We start from the raw sequence: 20,775 nt of genomic DNA on the forward strand, positions 1-20,775 counted from the left end.
TATGACGACACCTCACGGCAAGGGGCCCCAGGGCCAGGGATCGCAGGGCCGGCGGCCTCAAGGTCACCGCATCACCGTCGAGCAGGGCACGACGCACGTCCGTGTCGTACGGGACGGACAGACCCTCGCGGAGAGCCGCCGCCCGCTCCTCCTGCACGAAACGGGCCTGCCCGTCCGCTACTACCTCCCGCCCGACGACGTACGCACCGAACTCCTCACCCCCTCCGACACCTCGACCCACTGCCCCTTCAAGGGCGACGCGTCGTACTGGTCGGTGCCGGGAGCGGCGGACCTGGTGTGGGCCTACCAGGACCCGAAGCCCGAAGTCGCCCAGATCAAGGGCCACTTGTGCTTCTACGAGACGGAGGTCGTGACCGGCTGACCCAAGCGACCTGCCGACCTCCGTCACAGACGAACAACAGACGAACAGAGGGCCTCCCGGTGGATTCGGGAGGCCCTCTGTGTCAGCTGTGCCAGACGTGTCCGAAGTGTGAGACGTGCTAGCTATGCCACACTTGGTCAGCTGTTGGACGACTCGTTGCCGAAGGCCGGGTTCAGCGCGCCGATGACGTTGACGGTGTTGCCCGTGGCGTTCACCGGGACGTGGATCGGTGCCTGGACCAGGTTGCCGGAGACGACGCCGGGGGAGTTGGTGGCCTTGCCGTTGGCGTCGGAGCCGCTGTGCGCGGCGGCGGCGCCCGCACCGGCGGCGATCATCCCACCGGCGACCATGGTGACGGCAACGGCCTTGTTGAGCTTGTTCATGGGGGGTTCCTCCTGGTTACTTCTGCGGCCAGCCAGCCGCAGCACACAGGGAAGAACGCGCGAAGTCCCCTGAGGACACGCACGTGAGGACACGCACTTTCCGCCCCCGCTCCGCACCGCTTTCGAGATCGTCCGTCACGAGCGGCGCCGAAGCAGGGTCGGGTGACGGTGCGTCAGTAGGGGCCCTGGTCAGTCGTTCTTGTCGTACCTGGCCGCCATCGTCCGGAAGACCTCCCTCGGTTCCCACTCGCCGTCGTCGTCCTCGCGCAGGACACGTACCACGCCGTACGAGCCGAGGGCGTCCGCGCCGGTCCTCGCATAGCTCGCGAACGTGAACCAGAGGGCGGTGTCGATCCCCTCCTCCTCGAAGACGTCGGACAACTCGCCGAAGTACCGGGCCTGTTCACCCTCGTCGGGCACGGCGTCGGCCGGGACCTGCCAGGCCATGCCGCCCCGGTCGGCCGCACCCCGGTAGGCGCAGGTGCCGAACTCCGTGACGGCCACCGGTTTGCCGTGCGCGTGATGGGCGCGCACCTCGGCGCGGAAGTTCTCCGCGTTGTACGAAGCCCGGTAGGCGTCGACGCCTACCACGTCGAAGGGGGCCCAGTCGACGGACTCCCAGGGCCCGGACGCGTACGTGATCCGCCCCCCGAAGTGCGCACGCACCGTGGCGGCGACCCGGCTCAGGAACTCGTTGAGCCGCTCCTGCACGGGCCCCAGCGACATCCACCACTCCATGTCGGCCTCGGCCATGCTCCGGAGCCGTTCGCCGTAACTGCCGCCCGGCAGGAAGCCCTCGCCGAACGCGCTCAGCTCGCACCCGGCGACGAACACCACCTCCGCGCCCGTCTTCCGCACCTCCTCGGCCCGGCGGGCGCAGTCGGCGAAGAAGGGGAGCAGGTCGTCGGCGGGCAGGTCGACGGGGAAGGGGGCGAACCAGACCTCAAGCCCGGCCTCGGCGGCGAGCCGGGCGGCGGTGCTCAGCCGCTCGGGCTCGCGGCCCGAGATCCGTACGGCATCGCAGTGCAGCTCACCCGCGAGCACGGTCATGTCGCGCCGGACCGCGTCGACGGTGAAGACCGGGCGGGACAGCTCCGCGCCCGGCAGGAAACCGGTGTCGTAGTTGAGACCTCGTGCGCGCATAGTGGGGGCTCCTCCCGCACGGTAGACGGTGCCCGCACCGTGGGCGGAGCCGGACCCCTCGGTGAGTTCCCGTCCGCACAACGGGAGGCCCCGCCGCCGTGTTTTGTCGGCTTTCGGCCCTGTCGCCCAGGTGGCGTAATACAGGTCGTTCAGTGCCACTGGTGTTCCCTACCGTGACTGAATGACCGTCACTTCATCGGCCTCGGCCGTCTCCTGTCGAGTCGTCAGCCGCGCCGTCATCGGTGGTGTCGCGTTGCTGCTCCTGCTGCCCGCGCAGTCCGGGTTACTGACGACGCGGGCAGCAGCGGCCCCGGCCTCCGGCAGTCCCGGCTCCGGCAGTCCCGGGCTCGCGGCGGCCGTCCCCTCCCGGGCCGCCCTCGCCAAGAAGGTGTCCGCGCGTGCCTGGATCGTCGCGGACGCCCGTACCGGCCAGGTGCTGGCCGCGCACAACCCGCACGCGAAGCTGCCCCCGGCCAGCACCCTCAAGACCCTCTTCGCGCTGACCGCCCTGCCCCGCGTGCCCGGCACGGCGCTGCGCAAGGTCAGCAAGAAGGACCTGGCGGGTGTCGGCGAGGGCAGCAGCGTGGTGGGAGTGAAGGCGGGCCGCACCTACCGGGCGGCGGACCTGTGGCGCGGCACCTTCCTGCGCTCCGGCAACGACGCCGTACACGTACTGGCCGCCATGAACGGCGGCTGGAAGTCGACCGTCACCCAGATGCAGTCCACGGCGCGCGCCCTGGGCGCCCGCGACACGCGGGTCGTCTCGGCCGACGGCTACGACGCCCCCGGCCAGTACTCGACGGCGTACGACCTGGCACTCTTCGGCCGTGCCGGGCTGAAGAACAAGCAGTTCGCCCAGTTCGCCGCCACCGCGAACGCCCGCTTCCCCGACCGGACCCGCTCCGACGGCAGCCACCTCTCCTCCTACCCCATCCAGAACACCAACCGCCTGCTCACCGGGGCCAACGGCATCGGCCGCTACCGGGGCATCGCGGGCATCAAGAACGGCTACACCAGCAATGCGGGCAACACCCTGATCGCCGCCGCCAAACGCGGCGACCGCACACTGATCGTCACCGTCCTCAACCCCCAGCAGGGCAACGGCCTGACGGTCTACCGCGAGGCCCGCGCCCTCCTCGACTGGGGCTTCAGGGCGGCCGGCCACGTCAAACCCCTCGGCACCCTCAACCAGCCCACCGACTAGCCGACCACCGGGACGGCCCCCGTACCATCGAACCCACTGTTGAAAGCGGAACCACCCACGAGGGGCACGTCATGAGCAACGCCGAGAAGGACCCCGCAGCGATCCTGTGCGAGACCGGGTCCGACGGCGAGGGTCCCGCGGCCCCCAAGCCCGCAGCCCCCAAGGTCGACGTCCTCACCCCTCGGGACGTCCCGCTCGGCGGCCCGAGGGCCATGACGGTACGTCGTACGCTCCCGCAGCGCGCCCGCTCCCTGATCGGCGCCTGGTGCTTCGCCGACCACTACGGCCCCGACGACGTGGCCACGTCCGGCGGCATGGACGTGGCACCCCACCCCCACACCGGCCTCTCGACCGTCTCCTGGCTCTTCACCGGCGAGATCGAACACCGCGACAGCCTCGGCACGCACGCCTTCGTACGCCCCGGCGAACTGAACCTCATGACGGGCGGCCGGGGCATCAGCCACTCCGAGGTCTCCACCCCGGACACCACCACCCTGCACGGCGTCCAGCTCTGGGTCGCCCTCCCGGAGTCCCACCGCGACACGCCCCCCGACTTCCACCACTACGCCCCGGCCCCGGTCCACGTCGACGGAGCCGAAATCCGCGTGTTCCTCGGCTCGTTGGCAGGATCCATCTCCCCCGTCCCGACCTTCACCCCTCTCCTCGGCGCCGAGATCCTCCTCCCCGCCCACAGCACCCTCACTCTCCCCCTGGACCCCGCCTTCGAACACGGCCTCCTCGTCGACCAGGGCCCGGTCACCTTCTGCGGCACCCTCCTCGCCCGCTCCGAACTCGGCCACCTGCCCCCGGGAACCCCCACCCTGACCCTGACCAACGCATCGGACGACACCGCCCGCACGATCCTGCTGGGCGGCACGCCGTTCGGCGAGCAGATCATCATGTGGTGGAACTTCGTGGGCCGTACCACGGAGGACATCGCCCGGGCCCGCGCCGACTGGGCGACGGGTGACCGGTTCGGCGAGGTCAAGGGCTACGACGGCGCTCCGCTGCCCGCGCCGGAACTGCCGAACGTACCGCTGAAACCTCGGGGGAACGCGCGCTGAGTCCGCGGCGACGGCCTGGTGGGGGCGCGAGTTCCTGTCAGTTGGTGCTGACCGGCACGGCGTTGTTGTTCGGCCCGCACCGCACCGTCCAGGGAGTGGGCGACCGCACCAGGCTCTCGTGGATGCGGATGTCGATCTGTGTGGGGCCCTTCGCGCCGGGGACCTGGGCGTGGGCGGCGGTGCAGGCGATCTGGCTGACGGCGTTGATGTCGAGGTCGCCGGTGCTGACGGAGACGGGCACGAAGACGTCCACCGACCCGGTCCCTGCGGTGGCGGTGAGCTGGCCGCCCATGGGGGGAATCCGGGTGACGAGGCCGCGCTGGCGTTCGGCGGGCGTGGGGCCTTCGAGCAGGAGGTCCAGGGCGTGCTGCGGGCTGAGCGGCCGGTCGGTGGGGCGGGTCACGGCCCGGATGCCGTTCGGCCCGGAGAAGTACAGGCGTACGGAGCGCGCTTCGGTGCCCGGCTGCGGAATGCCCGAGGCGGGGGCCCCGGCGGCGACCGGCGGGGTGGCGCTGATGCCGCACCCCGTGAGCACGACGGCGAGCAGGCACCCCGCGCCCACCCCCGCACCCAGCCTGCCGGGGGTCCTGCGGCCGGGGGCTGCGGCGGTGGGCCGGGGGCTTCGGCTGTTCATGGCTGCTCCTCGGGGGCAGGGGGCAGAGTGAGGGTGAAGACGGCCCCGCCCCGGGCGGTGTTGCCCGCGACGAGGGTGGCGTGGTGCAGCAGGGCGTTCTCCCGGGCGATGGCGAGGCCGAGACCGCTGCCCGCGGAGCGGGTGCGCGCGGCGTCGGCCTTGTAGAAGCGTTCGAAGACGTGCGGGAGTACGTCGGCGGGGATGCCGGATCCGTGGTCGGTGACGGTGATCACGGTGCTCCCCGCGTGCGGCCGCGCGGTGAGGGTGACCGGTGGGCGGCCGTGGCGCAGGGCGTTGCCGATCAGGTTGCCCAGGATGACGTCGATGCGGCGGGGGTCCACGCGTACGGGAAGCGCACCCTTGAGGTCGGTCCGCACGCGGGAGTCCTCGGCCCAGCCCCGCAACTGGAGGGTCTTGGTCACCAGCGTGCGCAGGTCCACGTCCTCCAGGTGGAGCGGGGCCGCCTTGGCGTCGAAGCGCGAGACCTCCATGAGGTCCTCGACCATCCGGGCGAGGGTACGGGTCTCCTCGCTGATGAGCCGGACGGCGTCGGCGGTGTCCTCCGGCAGGACGCCCGATGCGGCGTCCTCGTCCAGGACCTCGGTGACGGCGGCCATCGCGGCGAGAGGCGTGCGCAGTTCATGGGCGACGTCGGAGGCGAAGCGGCGTGCGCCCGCTTCCATCCGGCGCAGCTCGGCGTCGTCCCGCTCCAGGGTCTCGGCCATGGTGTTGAAGGAGCGGGTGAGGGAGGCGAGTTCGTCGCTGCCGTGGGCAGGGAGGCGGGTGCCGAGTTCACCGGCGGCGAGGCGTTCCGCGCCGCCGCGCAGCCGCCGCACCGGGCGCAGGATCCGACCTGCGGCGTACAGCGCGGGCACCAGGGCGAGGGCGAGTGCGGGGGCCGCTCCGGCCTGGGCGGCGGTGACCAGGGCGGCGATGTCGGCCCGGTCGTCGTCGAGGGGGAAGGACACGTACACGGTGAGGCCGGACGGCCCCGGGCGGCCGGCGGCGGGGGAGGCCCCGGTGGTACGGGCGGTGTCCTGTGCGTAGAGGACGGGCATGCCGAGGGCCAGCCAGGGCCGGCCGTCGTGCTCGACGCGCTGGTACGCCGCCGCGCCCTCGCGCGTCACCTCGCTCCGCAGGGGGGCGGGCACGGCCGGGCCCGGGGCGGCCGAGACGAGCGGCGCGTCCTGGTAGGAGACGGCCGCGCGCCACGACCGGTGGCCGCCGACCTGGTCGAGTTGCAGGGCGAGATCGCGCAGGTCCTTCGTGGTCGGGGGGAAGGCGAGGCCGGGAGCCAGCGAGTCGAGCTGACCGCGCAGGTCGGCGACGGCGGAGCCCTGGGTGCGTTGCAGGATCGCCGAGCGGGCCTGCTGGAAGGTGAGCCCGGCGGTGAGGAGCGCGCCGAAGGCGGTGGCCAGCAGGAAGGCACCCACGAGACGGGCCCGCAGACCGTGCGGAAGCCGCAGCCGTGAACGCTTCCGGGGGGCGGTCCGGGTGCGGGGCGGTGGCGGGGAGCTCACCCGAGGGGTCCGAAGCGGTAGCCGAAACCTCGGACGGTCTGGATGTACCCCGGGGCACGGGGGTCGTCCTCGATCTTGGCGCGCAGCCTCATCACGCAGGCGTCGACGAGGCGCACGTCGCCGTAGAACGAGTGCTCCCAGACTTGCTCCAGGAGTTGCTGGCGGCTGTAGACCTGGCCGGGGGCGGCGCTCAGGAAGAGCAGCAGTTTCAGTTCGGAGGGGGCGAGGGCGAGTTCGGTGCCGTTCTTGGCGACCACCAGGGAGGTGCGGTCGATCGTGAGGGCCGCGAAGTCCTCCGCCCCCGCCACGGGCCGGTCGCTCTCCTGGGCCGGGGCGACGCGGCGCAGGACCGCCTTCATCCGGGCCTCCAGGATCTCCCCGCTCGCCGGTTTGACGATGTAGTCGTCCGCGCCCGCCTCCAGACCGACGACCATGTCGAGTTCGTCGCCTCGGGCGGAGAGGATGATGATCGGCACCTGTCGGCTCTCCCGGATGCGGCGGCAGACCTCCAGGCCGCTCATCTGCGGCAGCATCAGGTCGAGCAGGACGAGGTCGGGCCGGTAGCGGTCCAGGGCCAGGAGTCCGGTTTCGCCGCTGCCCGCGACCTCGGTGTCGTGGCCCCGGCGTCTGAGGGCGAGGGTGACGCCCTTCTGGACGGCGGGGTCGTCTTCGATGAGCAGGACTCGTGCCATGGGGGGTGCGCTCTTCTCCGGGCTGGGCATGAAGGAGGGGTACAGCGGGGTGTCGGCGCCAGGGTGCTCGAAGCGTATGACGTGCTGTTCTCCGTACCGTGATGAAACGATGACGGCCCAGCGCCCGACCGCGAGAACAGGCCCGGTCGGGCGTACGCCTGGTAGCGGCCCGTGAGCAGAGGCCGGTGCGGAGACGCCGGTGCGGAGTGACCGGGGCGTTCGCCCGGTGTGATCGGTCGTTCCCTCGGCCGCCTTCGCCCAGTGGTTCGGCAAGCGCCCCTTGACGGGCAGGGCCCGTCCCGAGAGAAGCGCCACGACCATGCCCCCGCAGACCGCACCGCCCTCGCCCGTCGCCCGGCACGCACGCCGTGCCGGGCGGCCCGCCGCTGCCGGGAGACGCCACATCGCGCCGTTCCCGGGGCGGCAACCGTCGACATCACCCGTCTCGACGGCATCGAGCCGTAGGGCTCGGCCCGATGCCGTCGAGTGCGATGTCGTACGGGACGGCCAGCCCGGGCTCGTCGGGGAAGAACTGGCCCACGTGAACTGTCGGCCAGCTCGTCCTGTCGTGGCGTTCAACGGGTGGGTGCGCGTGCCCGGGCCGACCGGCCGAGGTCAGTCGGTGTCAGTCGGTCGTTCGGCCCGGCCGGAGTGAATCGGGCGCTGAGGCGGTCAGGTGGTCAGGCGAGCGGGCGGCACAGCAGCGCGTCGGGGACGCCGCCGTGGTTCCACTTCCAGGTGAAGGCGACGCCCGCGAGGTACTCGTTGTCGTTGCACTGGCCCTTGTAGCGGCCGGAAGCCCAGTCGCTGGCGGTCGAGCCGCCGGTCGTGGGCCGGTTGTCGCCCCGGTCGAACCAGAGGGCGCGGCCGGTGGTGGGGAGGGCGGCGGTGGCGGGTGCGCACAGGAGGGACACCATGGCGTTGCCGCTCATGCTGTAGCCGACGGCGAAGCTGCGGTCGGGGCACTGGAGCTTGTTGTAGCCGCTCGCCCAGTCGCCGGTCACGTACCGCTCGTCGGCGACGACGGTCCAGGGGCCGTCCGCCTTCGCGGGCTGTCCTGCGTCGGTGCACAGGCTCCGGCCGCTGCTCCGGGCGAGTCCGGTCAGGCGCTGGCTGTCCGGGCAGTTGCCCTTGCGGTTGCCCGGGGACCAGTCCGGCCGGGCGAGCATGGTGGCGGAGACGTTGTGGTCCGCGTGGTCCAGGTTGAGCATGTTCCAGCGCGGGGCCGGGGCGATCCGACCGGTGCGGCCGGGGGCGTTGACGAGCTTGTTCCAGTCGGTGGCGCGCCAGTCACCGGCGTCCATGACGCCGAGCCGGGTGCCGTTCGCGCTGTAGTTGACCATGGCCCAGGTGTCCTGCGGCGTGCCGCTCGCGTCGGTCCAGCCGACCAGGGGCCAGATGGCGAAGTCGGTGTCGTTCTTCACCAGGATGTCGGTGAAGCGGGCGAACCAGGCGCGTTCCGGGGCGTCGACTTCCCCTCGGCCTCCGGCACCGAACTCGCTGATCCACACGGGTGCGGTGAAGTGCTGGCCGGACGTGGTGACGAACAGGGCCTGGTCGTCGACGACTTGGGCCAGCTGGGCGGGGGTGAACTCCTCGTAGCGCGGGTCGTGCGTTTCGCCCGTGCCGGTGGCGCCGGTGTGGTTGGGGCCGGTGTAGCCGTAGAAGTGGGCCGCGTAGACGAGCTTGTCGGAGCGGATCAGCGTGTTGGACAGGGTGGCGACCGGGGTGAGCTTCGGACGGCTGTGGGGGGTCACATCGGTGGGTATGCCCTGCCAGTTGATGCCCTCCATGATGACGAGCAGGTCCGGGTTGGCCTGGAGGATCTTGTTCCCGGCAGCGTCCAGGGCTTTGTGGAGGTCGTGGTCGTTGCCCCAGCCCCAGTTGGCGTCGTTCCAGGTGTCGCGGCGGACCTCGTTGCGCAGGTCGGCTCCGACGACCCGCTTGTCGGCCCGGTAGCGCTTTGCCAGGAACACCCAGTCGTCGACCCACTGCTGGGTCGACTGGCCGCTGTTCCAGCGCTCGTTGCCGTCCAGGCCGCAGCAGAAGCGGTAGCTGGTGGTGTGGTTGTTGAGGATGACGGCGAAGCCCTCGGTGGTCAGGGCCGCGACGACGGCGTCGAGCACCTGGAGCGGCGTCTTGCCCTTCAGCTGCGGGTTGGCGGTGACGGCCGAGTCCGGGACGGTGCTGGTGTCGCGGATCATCGCGTTGGCGAACGGCAGTCGGATGCTGTTCAGGCCCAGGGCGTGGAAGTCGGCCAGGATCTGGGCCATCGGCGTGCGGTCCAGGCCGAGCGGGATGTTGTGCGACATCTGCTTGGCCTGGTGGTTGTTGACGTCGCCGACGTCCCCGCTGCCCTGCCAAGTGCCCTGCGCTCCGGCCCAGTTGCCGGACTTGAGCTTGAACCGGTCGCCTTCGGCGTCGACGACGTACCGGTCCCGGGTCGACAGCGGGGCGGTCCACGAGGCGGCGAGCTGCGCGCCGGTGAGGGCGGGGGGCCGCGTCGTACCGCCGTCCGCCACAGCGGTGGTGGTCGGGGCGAGGAGGCCGAGGAGGAGCGCGGACGAGGCGGCGAGGACTGCGGTCGCGCGTCGTGGGAGGAGGAGAGAGATACGGGATGCCACGGGGGCTCCTTGTGGGTGGGGGGAGTGGTGCCTGCGTGGTGCGTGGTGCGTGGTGCGTGGTGCGTGGTGCGTGGTGCGGGACGTGCGGTCTGGGTGTGCCGAAACTCTTGCCGGAGGGTGAACGCCTCCCTAATGTGAACCTTCAAATCAGCAAGTACCCATTGTGCACTATCGCTTGGGAAGAAATTTGAACGATCAAATCCATTCGCCAAACCCGGCTGTGCCGGGAGCCGGCTACCTCGATCACGCCAGGGTCGGCCCGCTCTCGCCTCCCGCAGCCGCCGCACGCACCGCCGCGACCGCTCTCGCCACCCGGCTCGAACCCGCCGACCTCGACCGGCTGTTCGCGCTCGGCGACGCGGCCCGGGTATCGGCGGCGCGACTGCTCGACGCCCGTCCGCACGAGATCGCCCTCGTCCCGTCCACCAGCAACGGCCTGTTCGCGGTGGCCGCGGCCCTCCGGGGTCCCGGCACCCTGCTGGTGCCGCGTGCCGAGTTCCCCGCCAACCTCTACCCGTGGCTGCGCTTCGCCGGGCGCGGCGGCCCCGCCGTGCGCCTCATCGCCTCGGCCGACGGCCGCCACCTCACCCCCGACCTGCTGCGCGGCCACCTCACTCCCGAGGTGACCGCCGTCACCGTCAGCGCCGTCGACTCGCTCACCGGACACCTGGCACCGCTCGCCGCACTCAAGGAAGTCCTCGGCCCCGACCGGCTGTTGATCGTCGACGCCATCCAGGGCCTGGGTGCCGTACCGCTGGAGTCGGACGCCGTCGACGTCCTCGTCAGCGGTGGCCAGAAGTGGCTGCGGGCGGGCTGGGGCGCGGCCCTGCTGATGATCCGCGACCGGTGCGAAGGGCAGCTGGGCACCGGGCTCGGTGGCTGGGCAGGTGTGACGGAGCCCTTCGCGGACCGGCATCCGGCGCCGCCGCTCCCCGGGGCAGCCGCCCACCTCGCCACCAACCCCGACCTCACGGCCGCCGCAGCACTCGGTGCGGCCCTCGACGACCTGGCCGAACAGGGCGGCCCGGCCGCCGCCGGGGCCCGTATCCGCGCCACCCTCGCCGAGCTGCTCGACCGGGTGCGGCGGGTCGGCGGCGACGTACTCCTCGACGGCCTCGACCCGTACGAGCGCGGAGGAATCGCCTCCTTCCGACTGCCGGGGCACGACCCCGTCAGCGTCCACCGGGCCCTCGAAACGGCAGGGGTGGTCACCACCCGCCGCGACGAGTGGATCCGGCTGTCCCCGCACGTCTGCACGCCGAGCACCGCCGCGGACTTACTGACCGAAGTGCTCCGCACCCTCTCCCACGGCACGTCCGCGCCCGTCGCGGTCACCGGCCGCACCCCGCACCCCGACCCCACCACCCACCTTCACCAGGAGCCGACATGTCCCACTCCCTGAGCCGTCGCCGACTGCTTCAGCTCGCCACCGCGTCCGCCGCCGGGTTCGGCCTGACCGCCTGCGGCGACAACGGCGCGGGCAGCGCGGCGGGTGGTGACGGCGACACCGGCACGATCACCGTCTGGAGCTGGACCACTGCCGCCGAGGCGCTGCGCGGCGTCGTTCCCGACTTCGAGCGGGACAACCCCGGCATCAAGGTCGACGTCCAGGACGTCGGCGAACCGGCCATCTGGGACAAGATCACGGTCGGTCTCGCCTCCGGCGGCAAGGGCCTCGCCGACGTACTGCACATAGGCGTCGACTACCTGCCCGGCTACCTGGAGAAGTTCCCGGAGGGCCTCGCCGACCTGTCCGCGCTCGGCGCCGACAAGCACAAGGACGCTTTCGTGAAGGGCCTGTGGCCGTCCGTCATCGGCAAGGACAAGGCCGCCCACGCCCTGCCCTGGGAGGTCAATCCGCTGGGGCTGTTCTACCGGAAGGACTACTTCGACAAGGCCCGCGTCGACCCCGAATCCATCCAGAACTGGGACGACCTGATCGCCGCCGGACCGAAGATCCGCTCCGCCAGCGGTGCCTATCTCCTCGGCATCGACAAGCCGGGCGCCACCCAGGACATGGACTTCTTCCAGAACCTGATGCAGCTCCAGGGCGCCTTCTACTTCGACGGCGACGGCAGGATCACCCTCGCTTCCCCGGCCGCCGTCCAGGCCCTCACCCTCATCAAGCGTCTCAACGACGCAGGGCTGATCGCCGACCTCGCGGGCGAGGGTACCGAGAAGCGCCTGCTCGGCCAGGGCAAGATCGCCACCAACCCGAACCCCGCCTGGGCCGTCGAGTACCTGGCCACCAAGTTCCCCGCGCAGAAGGGCAAGTGGCGGGTGATGCAGCCGCCCGCTGCCGTCCCCGGCGGCGGGCGCAGCGCCCTCGTCAACTCCACCTATCTGGCCGTCGCCTCCTCCAGCCAACGCCGCAAGGCGGCCTGGCGGTTCGTCGAGTACGCCCTCACCAAGCCCGCCGAGATCAACAAGATGTTCGCCTCCGGCGGTGTCTTCCCCGCCCTCACCGGGGCGTACGCCGATCCGAAGTTCAGCGCCCCGCACCCCTTCTACGGCGGCCAGAAGGTACTGGGGTCCTTCGTCGAATCGGTCCGCGGGAATTCCGGGGCCACCAACTTCACCGGCGACTACTCCCGCGCACTCAAACTCGCCACCGACGCCCAGAGCCAGGTGCTGCTGAAGGGCGCCGACCCGGCCACCGCCCTCAAGGCCGCCGCCGCGCAGCTCGCCCAGCAGACCGGTCGGCAGCAGGCGGTCTGAGCATGTCCCTCGCACCGACCGAACGCGTCCCCGCCGCCACCGCGCCGGCGGGTCGCCGGAAACCCCCGCCCACCGGCCGGGCCCGTCCGGGCCGTCGCCGGGTGCTGACCCGGCGCTCCGTCCCGTATCTGCTGATCATGCCCGCCGTGCTGGGCTTCGCGCTCTTCAAGGCGTACCCGATCGTCGCCTCGTTCTGGATCAGTCTCACCACGGGCAACGGTGCCGGGCGCCAATTCGCGGGGCTCGCCAACTACCGTCGCCTGCTGGAAGATCCGCTGTTCTGGACCGCCCTGGAGAACACCGCGCTGATCCTGGTCGTCCAGGTGCCGCTGATGCTCGGCCTCGCGCTGCTCATCGCCCTGGGCCTCGACTCCTCCAAGGTCTGGCTGCGCCCGCTGTGGCGGCTGGGGGTCTTCATGCCCTCGCTGACCGGGCTGGTCGCCGCAGGCGTGATGTTCTCGGTGATCCTCAACCACGACGCGGGGCTGCTGAACTGGCTGCTGTCCCTGTTCGGCGTCGACCGGGTGGACTGGCTGGGCAGCCCCTCCTGGGCCCGCGTCGCCATCGTCCTCGTCCTGACCTGGCACTACACCGGCTACAACGCGGTGATGTACCTGGCCGGACTCCAGGGAGTCCCCACCGAACTGTACGAAGCCGCGAAGGTCGACGGCGCGGGCCCGATCCGCCGCTTCGTCTCCATCACGCTGCCCCAGCTGCGCCCGATCCTGCTGCTCACCGTGGTGCTCTCCACCATCGGCACCCTCCAGCTCTTCGACGAGCCGTACGTCCTCACCGGCGGCGGCCCCGACAACGCCACCCTGACGGTCACCATGTACCTCTACAACAACGGCTTCAAGTTCTTCGACTTCGGCTACGCGTCGGCCCTCGCCTACGCGCTCGCGCTGATCGTGTCCGTACTCGGCATCCTCCAGGTCCGTCTGATCGGGGAACGCCGATGAAACCGCTGCGCACGACGACTTCCGCGACCCAGACCGGCACGGGCACGCCTGGCGTGACGAAACCCGACGCGACCACGCCTGACGTGGCCACTCCCTATGTGATCAGGTCCGTCAGGAAGCGCCGGAGCCCTCTGCTCACGCTGATGCTCGCGGGCGCCTTCGGGCTCTGCGTCGGTCCGTTCTACTGGCTCGCGATCGCCGCGACCCAGGACGACAAGGACATCTTCTCCTGGCCGCCCAAGCTGCTGCCCGGCGGTCACCTGATGGAGAACCTGCGGGGACTTGAGGAGTCCATCGGCCTCACCCGGGTGCTGTTCAACAGCGTGCTGGTGGCGGGTGTCCAGACTTTCGGTGCGGTCGTCGTCTCGGTGCTGGCGGGTTACGCCTTCGCCAAGTTCGAGTTCCGGGGGCGCAATCTGCTCTTCGTGCTCCTGCTCAGCACCCTGGTCATTCCCGACACGGTGATGCTGATCCCGATCTTCCAGATGATGATGGACATCGGCCTGATCGACTCCTACCAGTCCGTCGTACTGCCCGGCCTGGTCACTCCGTTCGGCATCTTCCTGATGCGCCAGGCGCTGCGCTCGATGCCCGACGAACTCCTGGACGCGGCACGCGTCGACGGCGCGGGCGAACTACGCGTGCTGTGGCGGATCGTCGTCCCGGTCAACCGGCCGGTCATCGCGGCGCTCGCGCTGTTCGTGTTCCTCGGTGCGTGGAACCAGTTCGTCTGGCCGCTGATCGCGCTGCGCAGCCCGGAGATGTACACACTGCCGGTGGCCATGGCCACCCTGAACGGGCTGTCCACCACGAACTACGCGCATGTGCTGCTGGCCAGCGCCATCGCCGCCATCCCCGTGATGGTCCTCTTCCTCTTCCTGCAACGCCAGTTCATCTCCGGCCTGCTGGCCGGGGCCACGAAGGAGTGAGACCCGTGCCCGCTGAATCAGAGTCCCCCGGACCAGGGTCCCCCGGACCAGGGTCCCTCGGACCAGAGTCCCCCGGATCAGAGTCCGCTGAATCACGGTCCGCCGCACCGCCCCCGGCCGCCTCGGACGGCGTCGAGCCCGAGGGCGTCACGCCATGGCCCGTTCCGGCCTGGCGGCCGGGCCTGCCGGACGGGGGTGCGTCGGGCGCCGGGGATCCCGGTGGTCAACTGCCGCTGCACACCGGCCTGTTCCACTCCACCGGCGACCCCCTCGTCGTACACCTGCGCCTTTCGGGCGGTACTCGCGAGCAGTTGGAGACCACCGTCACCCCCGACGGCGAAGGCGCGGTCCTGATCGAGGTCACGGTCGCGGCCGAGGCGCCGACCGCACCCGCCACCTCCCTCACCGTGCACGCCGAATGGCGGGTCCCCTGTGTGGGAGCCACCGCCTACTGGACTCCCGACACCAGTGCCCCCTGCTGGCTGCCGCCGTCCTGGACCCTGCCCCGCACGGTCTCCCTCGCCCTCGGCGCTCCCGTCGCCAGCCTGGTCGGCGCGGGCGACCGAGCGCTGTGCACCGCCGCGCTGGGGGAGACCTCCGCGCCCGTGCGGGTCGGTGGTGGGGTGGTGGAGGAGAGTGGTGAGTTCGCGTTCACCGCGGAACAGCAACTGGACTCGTACGGGAGGCCGTTGAGGCTCCGTATCGATCTGACGGGGCGTCACTTCGCGGCCACCGTCCAGGACGTCGCCGCCTGGTGGGGCGAGGGACTGCGGCACCCCGGGGTCGCACCCGCCGCCCGGCTGCCCGCCTACTCCACCTGGTACAGCCTGCACCAGCACGTCGACGCCGCCGCCGTCGAACGCCAGGCCGCCCTCGCCGCGGACCTCGGCTGCGCGAGCATCATCGTCGACGACGGCTGGCAGACCGCCGACCGCACCCGAGGCTACGGCCACTGCGGCGACTGGGACGCCAACCCGGAGGCGTTCCCCGACCCCGCCGCCCACGTCGCCGAGGTGCACCGGCTGGGACTCGCCGAACTCCTCTGGTACGCGGTGCCGTACATCGGTCGGCACGACGACGCCTGGGACCGCTTCAAGGGCATGCTCCTGCGCGAGGAACCCGAGGTCGACGCGGCCGTGCTCGACCCGCGCCACCCCGCGGTCCGCGGCCACCTGATCGAGAAGATCTCGAAGGCGGTCGAGCAGTGGGGCGTGGACGGCCTGAAGCTCGACTTCATCGACCGGTTCGCCGTCAAGGACCCGCCGCCCGCCCCGACGGGCGCCGACCACACCGCCGTTCACGAAGGGGTGCGTCAGCTCCTCGCCGACCTCGACGCCCGGCTGCGCCGTACCTGCCCCGACGTGATCGTCGAGCTGCGCCAGCCGTACGTCAGCCCGGGCCTGTGGCCGTACGCCGCCATGATCCGCGCCACCGACTGCCCGCTCAGCCCCGCCGAGAACCGCCAGCGCACCGTCGACTGCCGCCTCACCTCGGGACCGCTCGCCGTCCACGCCGACATGATCATGTGGCACCCGGCGGAGACGCCGGAGAACGTCGCCGTCCACCTGATCAACGCCCTGTTCTCGGTGCCGCAGATCTCCATCGACCTCGCCGCGCAGAGCCCGGACCAACTGGCGGTCGTACGGTTCTGGACCCGCGTCTTCCGCACCCACGTCGACGTACTGCAACTCGGGTCCCTGGAGCCCTCCCGGCCCGAACTCGGCTACCCCCAGGTCCGCGCCCACGACGCCCGTGCCACCGTGGTCGCCCGTTACGCCCCGCTGCCCGTCGCACTCCCCGAACGGCCAGGCCCCCGTACCGTCCTCGTCGCCAACGCGGACCCCGACCCCGTGGTCCTGCTGACCGCCACCGGGCCCGAACGGGTCCTGGCCCTCGTCCGGGACTGCCGAGGTGACATCCTGTCCGAAACCGTGCTCGACCTTCTCGCAGGCCCGAACCCGGTGACCGTACCGACCGGCGGCCTGCTCACCCTGACCCGCGAGCGGTGACGTACGGGTCCGGGGGCGGCCACCCGCCACCCCCGGACCCGCCCGCCCCCCCCGACCAGCCAGAGGAACGATGACCGCTCGACAGGTGACCATCGAGGACGTCGCGCGCGCCGCCGGAGTCTCCCGCCAGACCGTCTCCAACGCCCTCAACGCCCCCGGGCGGCTGCGCCCCAGCACCCTCGCCAAGGTCACCGCCGCCATCGACGCACTCGGGTACCAGCCCGACCAGTCGGCCCGCAGCCTGCGCACCGGCACCCGCAAGGTCATCGGCTACCCCGCCCCCGACGACAATCCCGCCGACCCCAACCCCCTGATGGGCGGCTTCCTCCAGGCCCTGGTGAGCGCCGCGGACGCCGTCGGCCACCGCATCCTGCTCTTCCGCTCCGACCCCCGGCAGAGCGCCGCCTCGGTCGCCAAGTCCTTCCACGGTCTGATCGCCGCCCGCCAGGTCGACGGGTTCGTCCTCTCCGACGTCGTCCACGACGACCCCCGCGTCGACGTGCTCACCGAGGCGGGCTTCCCCTTCGCCGCCTTCGGCCGCACCGCCCCCGGCCGCCCGCAGAACTGGGTGGACATCGACTCCACCGCCGCCACCGGCGAGCTGGTACGGCGGCTGATCGGCCAGGGCCACCGCCGCCTCTGCTACGTCAACTCCGCAGCCTCCCTGCCCTGGCTGGCCGACCGCAGAGCCGGATTCCTCCAGGCGGCGGCCGACGCCCCCGACGGGGCCTTCGAGGTCGGGGTGCCCGACGACGACCCCGTCGCGCTGACCCTGGCCGTACAGCGCCTGCTGACCGGTCCCGACCACCCCACGGCCCTCGTCTGTCCCTCCGACTGGCTCGCACTGACCGCCTATCAGGCCGTCCGCGCCGCAGGCCACACCGTCGGCACCGGCATCGCCGTCACCGGCTTCAACGACATCCCGCTGTGCACCTTCCTCCAGCCCACCCTCACCAGCGTGCGCCTGCCCCTGCCCGCGATCGCCCACGCCCTCGTCGACCGCCTGATCAGCGCCGTGGAACACCCCGCCACGACCCCGACCACCGGCCTCCTGCTCCCCGCGGAACCCGTGCTGCGCGGCAGCACGCCGGACGCCTTCGGGGCGCGCGGGCGCTCCATCGACTCCGCTGGCTCCCCTGGCTCCGCGTAGTCGAGTACGACGATCCGGTTGTGCCGGGTCGCCCGAGTGCGACGGGTCGCCCGCTGAAGCGGCGGGGTGTTCGGCGGCGGGGTCGTTCGGCCGGGAGATCTTCCGGTGCGGGGCTCTCAGTCGCGGAGCTCTCAGTCGCGGGGTGCTTCCTGAGCCCACGTCTCCGGCTGCCACAGGCCCGACCGGCGCAGCGAGTTCGAGCAGTGCCGGAATATCTCGTCTATCTCCACGACGAGCGCGAGCAGCGGGCGCTGTCCCTTCACCGTCAGCTCGTCGAAGAACGGCGCGTCCGTGAGGATGCGTGCGCGGCCGTTGACCCGGAGGACGTCGGCGCTGCCCGGCACCAGGTGGAGCAGGCCCACGTGAGGGTTGGAGAGGACGTTGCGGAAGCTGTCGCTGCGGCGGTTTCCCGGCCGGTCGGGGAGGACGAGCGTCCGCGCGTCCAGGACGTGGACGAATCCGGACGCGTCGCCCCGGGGCGAGGTGTCGCAGTTGCCTTCCGCGTCGGAGGTGGACAGCACGCAGAACGGGGAGCGGGCGAGTATCCCCAGGTCGTCGGCGGTGAGTTCGTCGTGCACCTTGTCGATGACGATCGGGTGCGGGATGCCGAGCAGCTCGGTCAGTTCCGCGCCCGAGCGCAACTCCCGCCAGCCGTGCGGCGACGCGGCGCTGCCGCCGGGGGACGGGACGGGGGCGACGACGGGCGTTGCTGCATCAGGCACGGAGGGTTCCCCAGGTGGTGTTCGACAGGTGCTGTTCGACGGGTGCTGTTCGGCAGGTGCTGTTCGTGAGGTGCGTTCGTGAGGTGGTCGACATCGCACGGGCGCCGATGGGACGTGCGGGCCGTGTGGCGCGAATTCGATGTAAGGCTCACCTTACTTGGGGGTGTGCTCCGCCCGGTCGGCCGGGGTCCTGCCGGGGCGGCCCGTCCGCCACGCCGCCCGGCCGTTGTCGCGAACCGGCGCGGGTGCGTTTCCTTGCTATTCCTTCTTGCTAAGTACCGGTAGTCAGCGTTACGGTGTACCAGTACTCAGCGTCACCGACTAGCTCGGTTCGCTCGACCTGCACCACGTACATCGGACACCTACGCAAGGAGTTTCGTGATGGGCACAGGGAGCACCAACGAGGGCGGCTTCACCGCATCAGGGCTGCGCAGGCTGCGCGAAGTGCTGGAACGGCACGTGGAGTCCAAGAAGATCCCCGGTCTCGTGGCCCTGGTCGGCCGGGGCGGGGAGACGCACGTCGAGGCGATAGGGACGATGCGGCACGAAGGCGGCGCACCGATGGGCCGGGACACTATCTTCCGGATGGCCTCGACGTCCAAGCCGGTCGCGGTCGCCGCGACGATGGTCCTGCTCGACGAGTGCAGGCTGCGCCTCGACGACCTGGTGGACCCGTGGCTGCCGGAACTGGCCGACCGGCAGGTGCTCAAGCGGTCCGACGGTCCGCTGGACGACACCGTCGCGGCCCGGCGCCCGATCACCGTGCGGGACCTGCTCACCTCCACCTGCGGGCTCGGTCTCGACACGACGGCGATGGGCTCCCCGGTGATGGCCGCGTACTTCGAGCGGAAGGTCTACGGCGAGAACGGGTGGATGCTTCCGGCCGTGGAGCCGGACGAGTGGATGCGCCGCCTGGGCACGCTTCCGCTGATGCACCAGCCCGGCGAGCGGTGGCTGTACAACGTCTCCGACGACGTGCTCGGCGTACTCGTGGCGCGGGTCACCGGCCAGCCGTTCGAGTCGTTCCTGCGGGAGCGGATCTTCGGTCCGCTGGGGATGAAGGACACCGGGTTCCACGTGCCCGCCGACAAGATCCACCGGCTGCCGCCGCTGTACGCCCCCGACCCGCAGACCGGCGAGTTCACCGTGGAGGACCCGGCCGAGGGCGGACACCACAGCAAGCCCCCGGCCTTCCCTTCGAGCGGCGGCGGACTCGACTCGACCGCCGACGACTACGACGCGTACTTCCGGATGCTGCTCAACCACGGCACGCACCACGGCGAGCGGATTCTGTCCCGGGCCGCCGTCGAGCTGATGACCACCAACCGCCTCCCGGCCGCACAGCTCGCCGCCCGGGAGTCCTTGGCCCGCGACCTCGTCCACCTGTCGCACGGTCAGGGGCAGCACGGCGGCTGGGGCTTCGGGATGGCGGTGCGCACCTATCGGGGCGACTACGCGCCCGTCGGCCAGTTCGGCTGGGACGGCGGCGCGGGCACCAGTACGTACGCCGACCCGCGCAACGGGCTCGTCGGCATCCTGCTCACCCAGACCGGGATGAGCACTCCGGACTCGGCGCGGGCCATCCACGACTTCTGGACCACCCTCTACCAGGCGCTCGACGACTGAGGTCCGGTGGGTCGACGTGACGCAGGGAATCCGTCAGGTCCGGTCCGCGCGCGCGAGAGTCCCGCTACGGTGCGCTCATGCACGTCAACCACCGGACGCTGGCGTCCCACTTGAGGCCCGTCATCGTCGTCCTGCTGGTCCTCGCCGCGGCGCTGATCGCCACGGGTCTGCTCGTCGGCTGGATCTGGCTGGTGGGCATCGGCGTGTGGGCGCTGATCGCGGCCTTCCTGCTCGAATTCACCTTCTCGCCGTGACCGTTCAACGGGTGTGGAGCGGGCTTACGGGCTCGGAGACGGGGCGGAGCACCATCAACGCGTCCTCGCGGCGGGCCACCATGGCGAAGGCGAACCTGTCGACTTCCAGGCAGAGTTCGACGTCGTCCGGATGGCTCCCGCTCCGCACCCCGTCACGGAGCTCGGCCGCCGCCCGGGAGTTCCTCGCCCGTCGGACGTACGGTTCCGCGTCGACCTCACCCTCACCCTCACCCTCATCCACGCGCCGACCTATGTACTGAGCGCAGGCCAGGTCCTCCTCGGCCCGCCCCTCCTCGCCCGTGACGACGAACGTCACCGGGCCGCGATCACGCTCCCGGAGGAACCGCGCGGTCGGCCCTGCCACGACGAAGCTCGCGCACAGGACCAGCGGCGTGTCCGCGACGGCCAGGGCGCCCACGGTTCCCGCCGTCGTCTTCTGCACCAGCGTGCGCCCGGTGAAGTCGCGCGACCTCAGCTGAGCGGGCGAGTTCACCGCGTCGAAGCCCGCGGCCGGAGCCCCGTCCTTCAGGGCCAGCCAGCCCGGACGGCTCTCCTTGAGGGCGAGTGCCTCGTCCAGCGTCGAGGCCAGCACGATCTTCTCGGCGCCGCGCGAGAAGGCCCAGGCGGCGACGGTGAAGGCACGCATGACGTCGATGACGACCGCGACACGGGGAACGCCGGTCAACTCCGGGATGCCGACGAAGTGATGATCCATCGTCCCATTCTGCTGCCCTCTTGATCGTCGATGACATCGGCCCCCGT

General features: G+C 71.4%; 19 protein-coding genes. 11 read left to right on the plus strand and 8 right to left on the minus strand.

The window, feature by feature from the left end:
- Position 1: 1 nt before the first annotated feature.
- Positions 2-382, plus strand: coding sequence for a DUF427 domain-containing protein (locus OG897_RS27070; protein ID WP_266660634.1), 381 nt, complete (start codon positions 2-4; stop codon positions 380-382).
- Positions 383-519: 137 nt separating this feature from the next.
- Here the strand turns inward: OG897_RS27070 and OG897_RS27075 are convergent, their stop codons facing one another.
- Together OG897_RS27075 and OG897_RS27080 are read right to left on the minus strand one after the other, a co-directional pair.
- Entirely contained in the window at positions 520-765 is a 246-nt protein-coding gene (locus tag OG897_RS27075) for a chaplin (RefSeq protein ID WP_266660636.1), read from the minus strand.
- Between the two features lie 189 nt (positions 766-954).
- On the minus strand, positions 955-1,908 hold the full coding sequence (locus OG897_RS27080; protein ID WP_266660638.1) for a hypothetical protein: 954 nt from the start codon (positions 1,906-1,908) through the stop codon (positions 955-957).
- Between the two features lie 181 nt (positions 1,909-2,089).
- Between OG897_RS27080 and OG897_RS27085 the strand changes: the two genes are divergently transcribed.
- The gene (locus OG897_RS27085; protein WP_266660640.1) at positions 2,090-3,112 is read left to right on the plus strand and encodes a D-alanyl-D-alanine carboxypeptidase family protein; all 1,023 of its coding nucleotides are present in this window, start codon (positions 2,090-2,092) and stop codon (positions 3,110-3,112) included.
- 71 nt (positions 3,113-3,183) lie between these two features.
- Positions 3,184-4,176, plus strand: a complete 993-nt coding sequence (locus OG897_RS27090) for a pirin family protein (RefSeq protein WP_266660642.1) — start codon at positions 3,184-3,186, stop codon at positions 4,174-4,176.
- A 37-nt stretch (positions 4,177-4,213) separates the two neighbouring features.
- Here OG897_RS27090 and OG897_RS27095 read toward each other — a convergent pair whose 3' ends face one another.
- From OG897_RS27095 to OG897_RS27110, 4 genes are all read right to left on the minus strand, one after another.
- Positions 4,214-4,810: a hypothetical protein gene (locus OG897_RS27095; RefSeq protein ID WP_266660643.1), complete on the minus strand. Its 597-nt coding sequence runs from the start codon at positions 4,808-4,810 to the stop codon at positions 4,214-4,216.
- Positions 4,807-6,330, minus strand: coding sequence for a HAMP domain-containing sensor histidine kinase (locus tag OG897_RS27100; protein ID WP_266660645.1), 1,524 nt, complete (start codon positions 6,328-6,330; stop codon positions 4,807-4,809). The genes OG897_RS27095 and OG897_RS27100 overlap by 4 nt, the downstream gene beginning before the upstream one ends.
- Positions 6,327-7,022, minus strand: coding sequence for a response regulator transcription factor (locus OG897_RS27105; RefSeq protein ID WP_266660647.1), 696 nt, complete (start codon positions 7,020-7,022; stop codon positions 6,327-6,329). The genes OG897_RS27100 and OG897_RS27105 overlap by 4 nt, the downstream gene beginning before the upstream one ends.
- Positions 7,023-7,702: 680 nt before the next feature.
- Positions 7,703-9,646 carry a glycoside hydrolase family 5 protein gene (locus tag OG897_RS27110; RefSeq protein WP_266660649.1) on the minus strand — a complete coding sequence of 648 codons (1,944 nt, stop codon included), beginning with the start codon at positions 9,644-9,646 and terminating at the stop codon, positions 7,703-7,705.
- 220 nt (positions 9,647-9,866) lie between these two features.
- Here OG897_RS27110 and OG897_RS27115 point away from each other — a divergent pair, with 220 nt between their 5' ends.
- The 6 genes from OG897_RS27115 (at position 9,867) to OG897_RS27140 (ending at position 17,411) form a co-directional block, all read left to right on the plus strand.
- Complete coding sequence (locus OG897_RS27115) at positions 9,867-11,048, plus strand: aminotransferase class V-fold PLP-dependent enzyme (protein WP_266660651.1); 1,182 nt, start codon at positions 9,867-9,869, stop codon at positions 11,046-11,048.
- The gene (locus OG897_RS27120; protein WP_266660653.1) at positions 11,033-12,364 is read left to right on the plus strand and encodes an ABC transporter substrate-binding protein; all 1,332 of its coding nucleotides are present in this window, start codon (positions 11,033-11,035) and stop codon (positions 12,362-12,364) included. Before OG897_RS27115 ends, OG897_RS27120 begins: the two co-directional genes overlap by 16 nt.
- Before the next feature lie 2 nt (positions 12,365-12,366).
- Complete coding sequence (locus OG897_RS27125) at positions 12,367-13,323, plus strand: carbohydrate ABC transporter permease (protein WP_266660655.1); 957 nt, start codon at positions 12,367-12,369, stop codon at positions 13,321-13,323.
- A complete protein-coding gene (locus tag OG897_RS27130; RefSeq protein WP_266660657.1) occupies positions 13,320-14,252 on the plus strand; it encodes a carbohydrate ABC transporter permease in 933 nt (310 codons plus the stop codon). Before OG897_RS27125 ends, OG897_RS27130 begins: the two co-directional genes overlap by 4 nt.
- 5 nt (positions 14,253-14,257) lie before the next feature.
- Positions 14,258-16,261, plus strand: coding sequence for a glycoside hydrolase family 36 protein (locus tag OG897_RS27135; protein WP_266660659.1), 2,004 nt, complete (start codon positions 14,258-14,260; stop codon positions 16,259-16,261).
- Between the two features lie 70 nt (positions 16,262-16,331).
- A complete protein-coding gene (locus tag OG897_RS27140; RefSeq protein WP_266660661.1) occupies positions 16,332-17,411 on the plus strand; it encodes a LacI family DNA-binding transcriptional regulator in 1,080 nt (359 codons plus the stop codon).
- 131 nt (positions 17,412-17,542) lie between these two features.
- Here the strand turns inward: OG897_RS27140 and OG897_RS27145 are convergent, their stop codons facing one another.
- Positions 17,543-18,052: an MSMEG_1061 family FMN-dependent PPOX-type flavoprotein gene (locus OG897_RS27145; protein WP_266662440.1), complete on the minus strand. Its 510-nt coding sequence runs from the start codon at positions 18,050-18,052 to the stop codon at positions 17,543-17,545.
- A gap of 462 nt (positions 18,053-18,514) precedes the next feature.
- On the opposite strand from OG897_RS27145, the gene OG897_RS27150 reads away from it, so the two are divergent.
- Both OG897_RS27150 and OG897_RS27155 read left to right on the plus strand, forming a co-directional pair.
- Positions 18,515-19,759 carry a serine hydrolase gene (locus tag OG897_RS27150; protein WP_266660663.1) on the plus strand — a complete coding sequence of 415 codons (1,245 nt, stop codon included), beginning with the start codon at positions 18,515-18,517 and terminating at the stop codon, positions 19,757-19,759.
- A gap of 77 nt (positions 19,760-19,836) precedes the next feature.
- Positions 19,837-20,013 carry a hypothetical protein gene (locus OG897_RS27155; RefSeq protein ID WP_266660665.1) on the plus strand — a complete coding sequence of 59 codons (177 nt, stop codon included), beginning with the start codon at positions 19,837-19,839 and terminating at the stop codon, positions 20,011-20,013.
- 4 nt (positions 20,014-20,017) lie between these two features.
- On the opposite strand, the gene OG897_RS27160 is transcribed toward OG897_RS27155, so the two are convergent.
- On the minus strand, positions 20,018-20,728 hold the full coding sequence (locus OG897_RS27160; RefSeq protein ID WP_266660667.1) for a 2-phosphosulfolactate phosphatase: 711 nt from the start codon (positions 20,726-20,728) through the stop codon (positions 20,018-20,020).
- Positions 20,729-20,775: the final 47 nt, after the last annotated feature.

This window comes from Streptomyces sp. NBC_00237, from assembly GCF_026342435.1.
Classification (GTDB): Bacteria; Actinomycetota; Actinomycetes; order Streptomycetales; family Streptomycetaceae; genus Streptomyces.

Bases quoted from the DNA above. Each gene is read 5' to 3' on its own strand.
- OG897_RS27080 (WP_266660638.1), bottom strand. From the start codon at position 1,908: ATGCGCGCACGAGGTCTCAACTACGACACCGGTTTCCTGCCGGGCGCG.
- OG897_RS27130 (WP_266660657.1), top strand. From the start codon at position 13,320: ATGAAACCGCTGCGCACGACGACTTCCGCGACCCAGACCGGCACGGGC.
- OG897_RS27120 (WP_266660653.1), top strand. From the start codon at position 11,033: ATGTCCCACTCCCTGAGCCGTCGCCGACTGCTTCAGCTCGCCACCGCG.
- OG897_RS27075 (WP_266660636.1), bottom strand. From the start codon at position 765: ATGAACAAGCTCAACAAGGCCGTTGCCGTCACCATGGTCGCCGGTGGG.
- OG897_RS27125 (WP_266660655.1), top strand. From the start codon at position 12,367: ATGTCCCTCGCACCGACCGAACGCGTCCCCGCCGCCACCGCGCCGGCG.
- OG897_RS27070 (WP_266660634.1), top strand. From the start codon at position 2: ATGACGACACCTCACGGCAAGGGGCCCCAGGGCCAGGGATCGCAGGGC.
- OG897_RS27085 (WP_266660640.1), top strand. From the start codon at position 2,090: ATGACCGTCACTTCATCGGCCTCGGCCGTCTCCTGTCGAGTCGTCAGC.
- OG897_RS27095 (WP_266660643.1), bottom strand. From the start codon at position 4,810: ATGAACAGCCGAAGCCCCCGGCCCACCGCCGCAGCCCCCGGCCGCAGG.
- OG897_RS27155 (WP_266660665.1), top strand. From the start codon at position 19,837: ATGCACGTCAACCACCGGACGCTGGCGTCCCACTTGAGGCCCGTCATC.
- OG897_RS27160 (WP_266660667.1), bottom strand. From the start codon at position 20,728: ATGGATCATCACTTCGTCGGCATCCCGGAGTTGACCGGCGTTCCCCGT.
- OG897_RS27150 (WP_266660663.1), top strand. From the start codon at position 18,515: ATGGGCACAGGGAGCACCAACGAGGGCGGCTTCACCGCATCAGGGCTG.
- OG897_RS27140 (WP_266660661.1), top strand. From the start codon at position 16,332: ATGACCGCTCGACAGGTGACCATCGAGGACGTCGCGCGCGCCGCCGGA.
- OG897_RS27105 (WP_266660647.1), bottom strand. From the start codon at position 7,022: ATGGCACGAGTCCTGCTCATCGAAGACGACCCCGCCGTCCAGAAGGGC.
- OG897_RS27090 (WP_266660642.1), top strand. From the start codon at position 3,184: ATGAGCAACGCCGAGAAGGACCCCGCAGCGATCCTGTGCGAGACCGGG.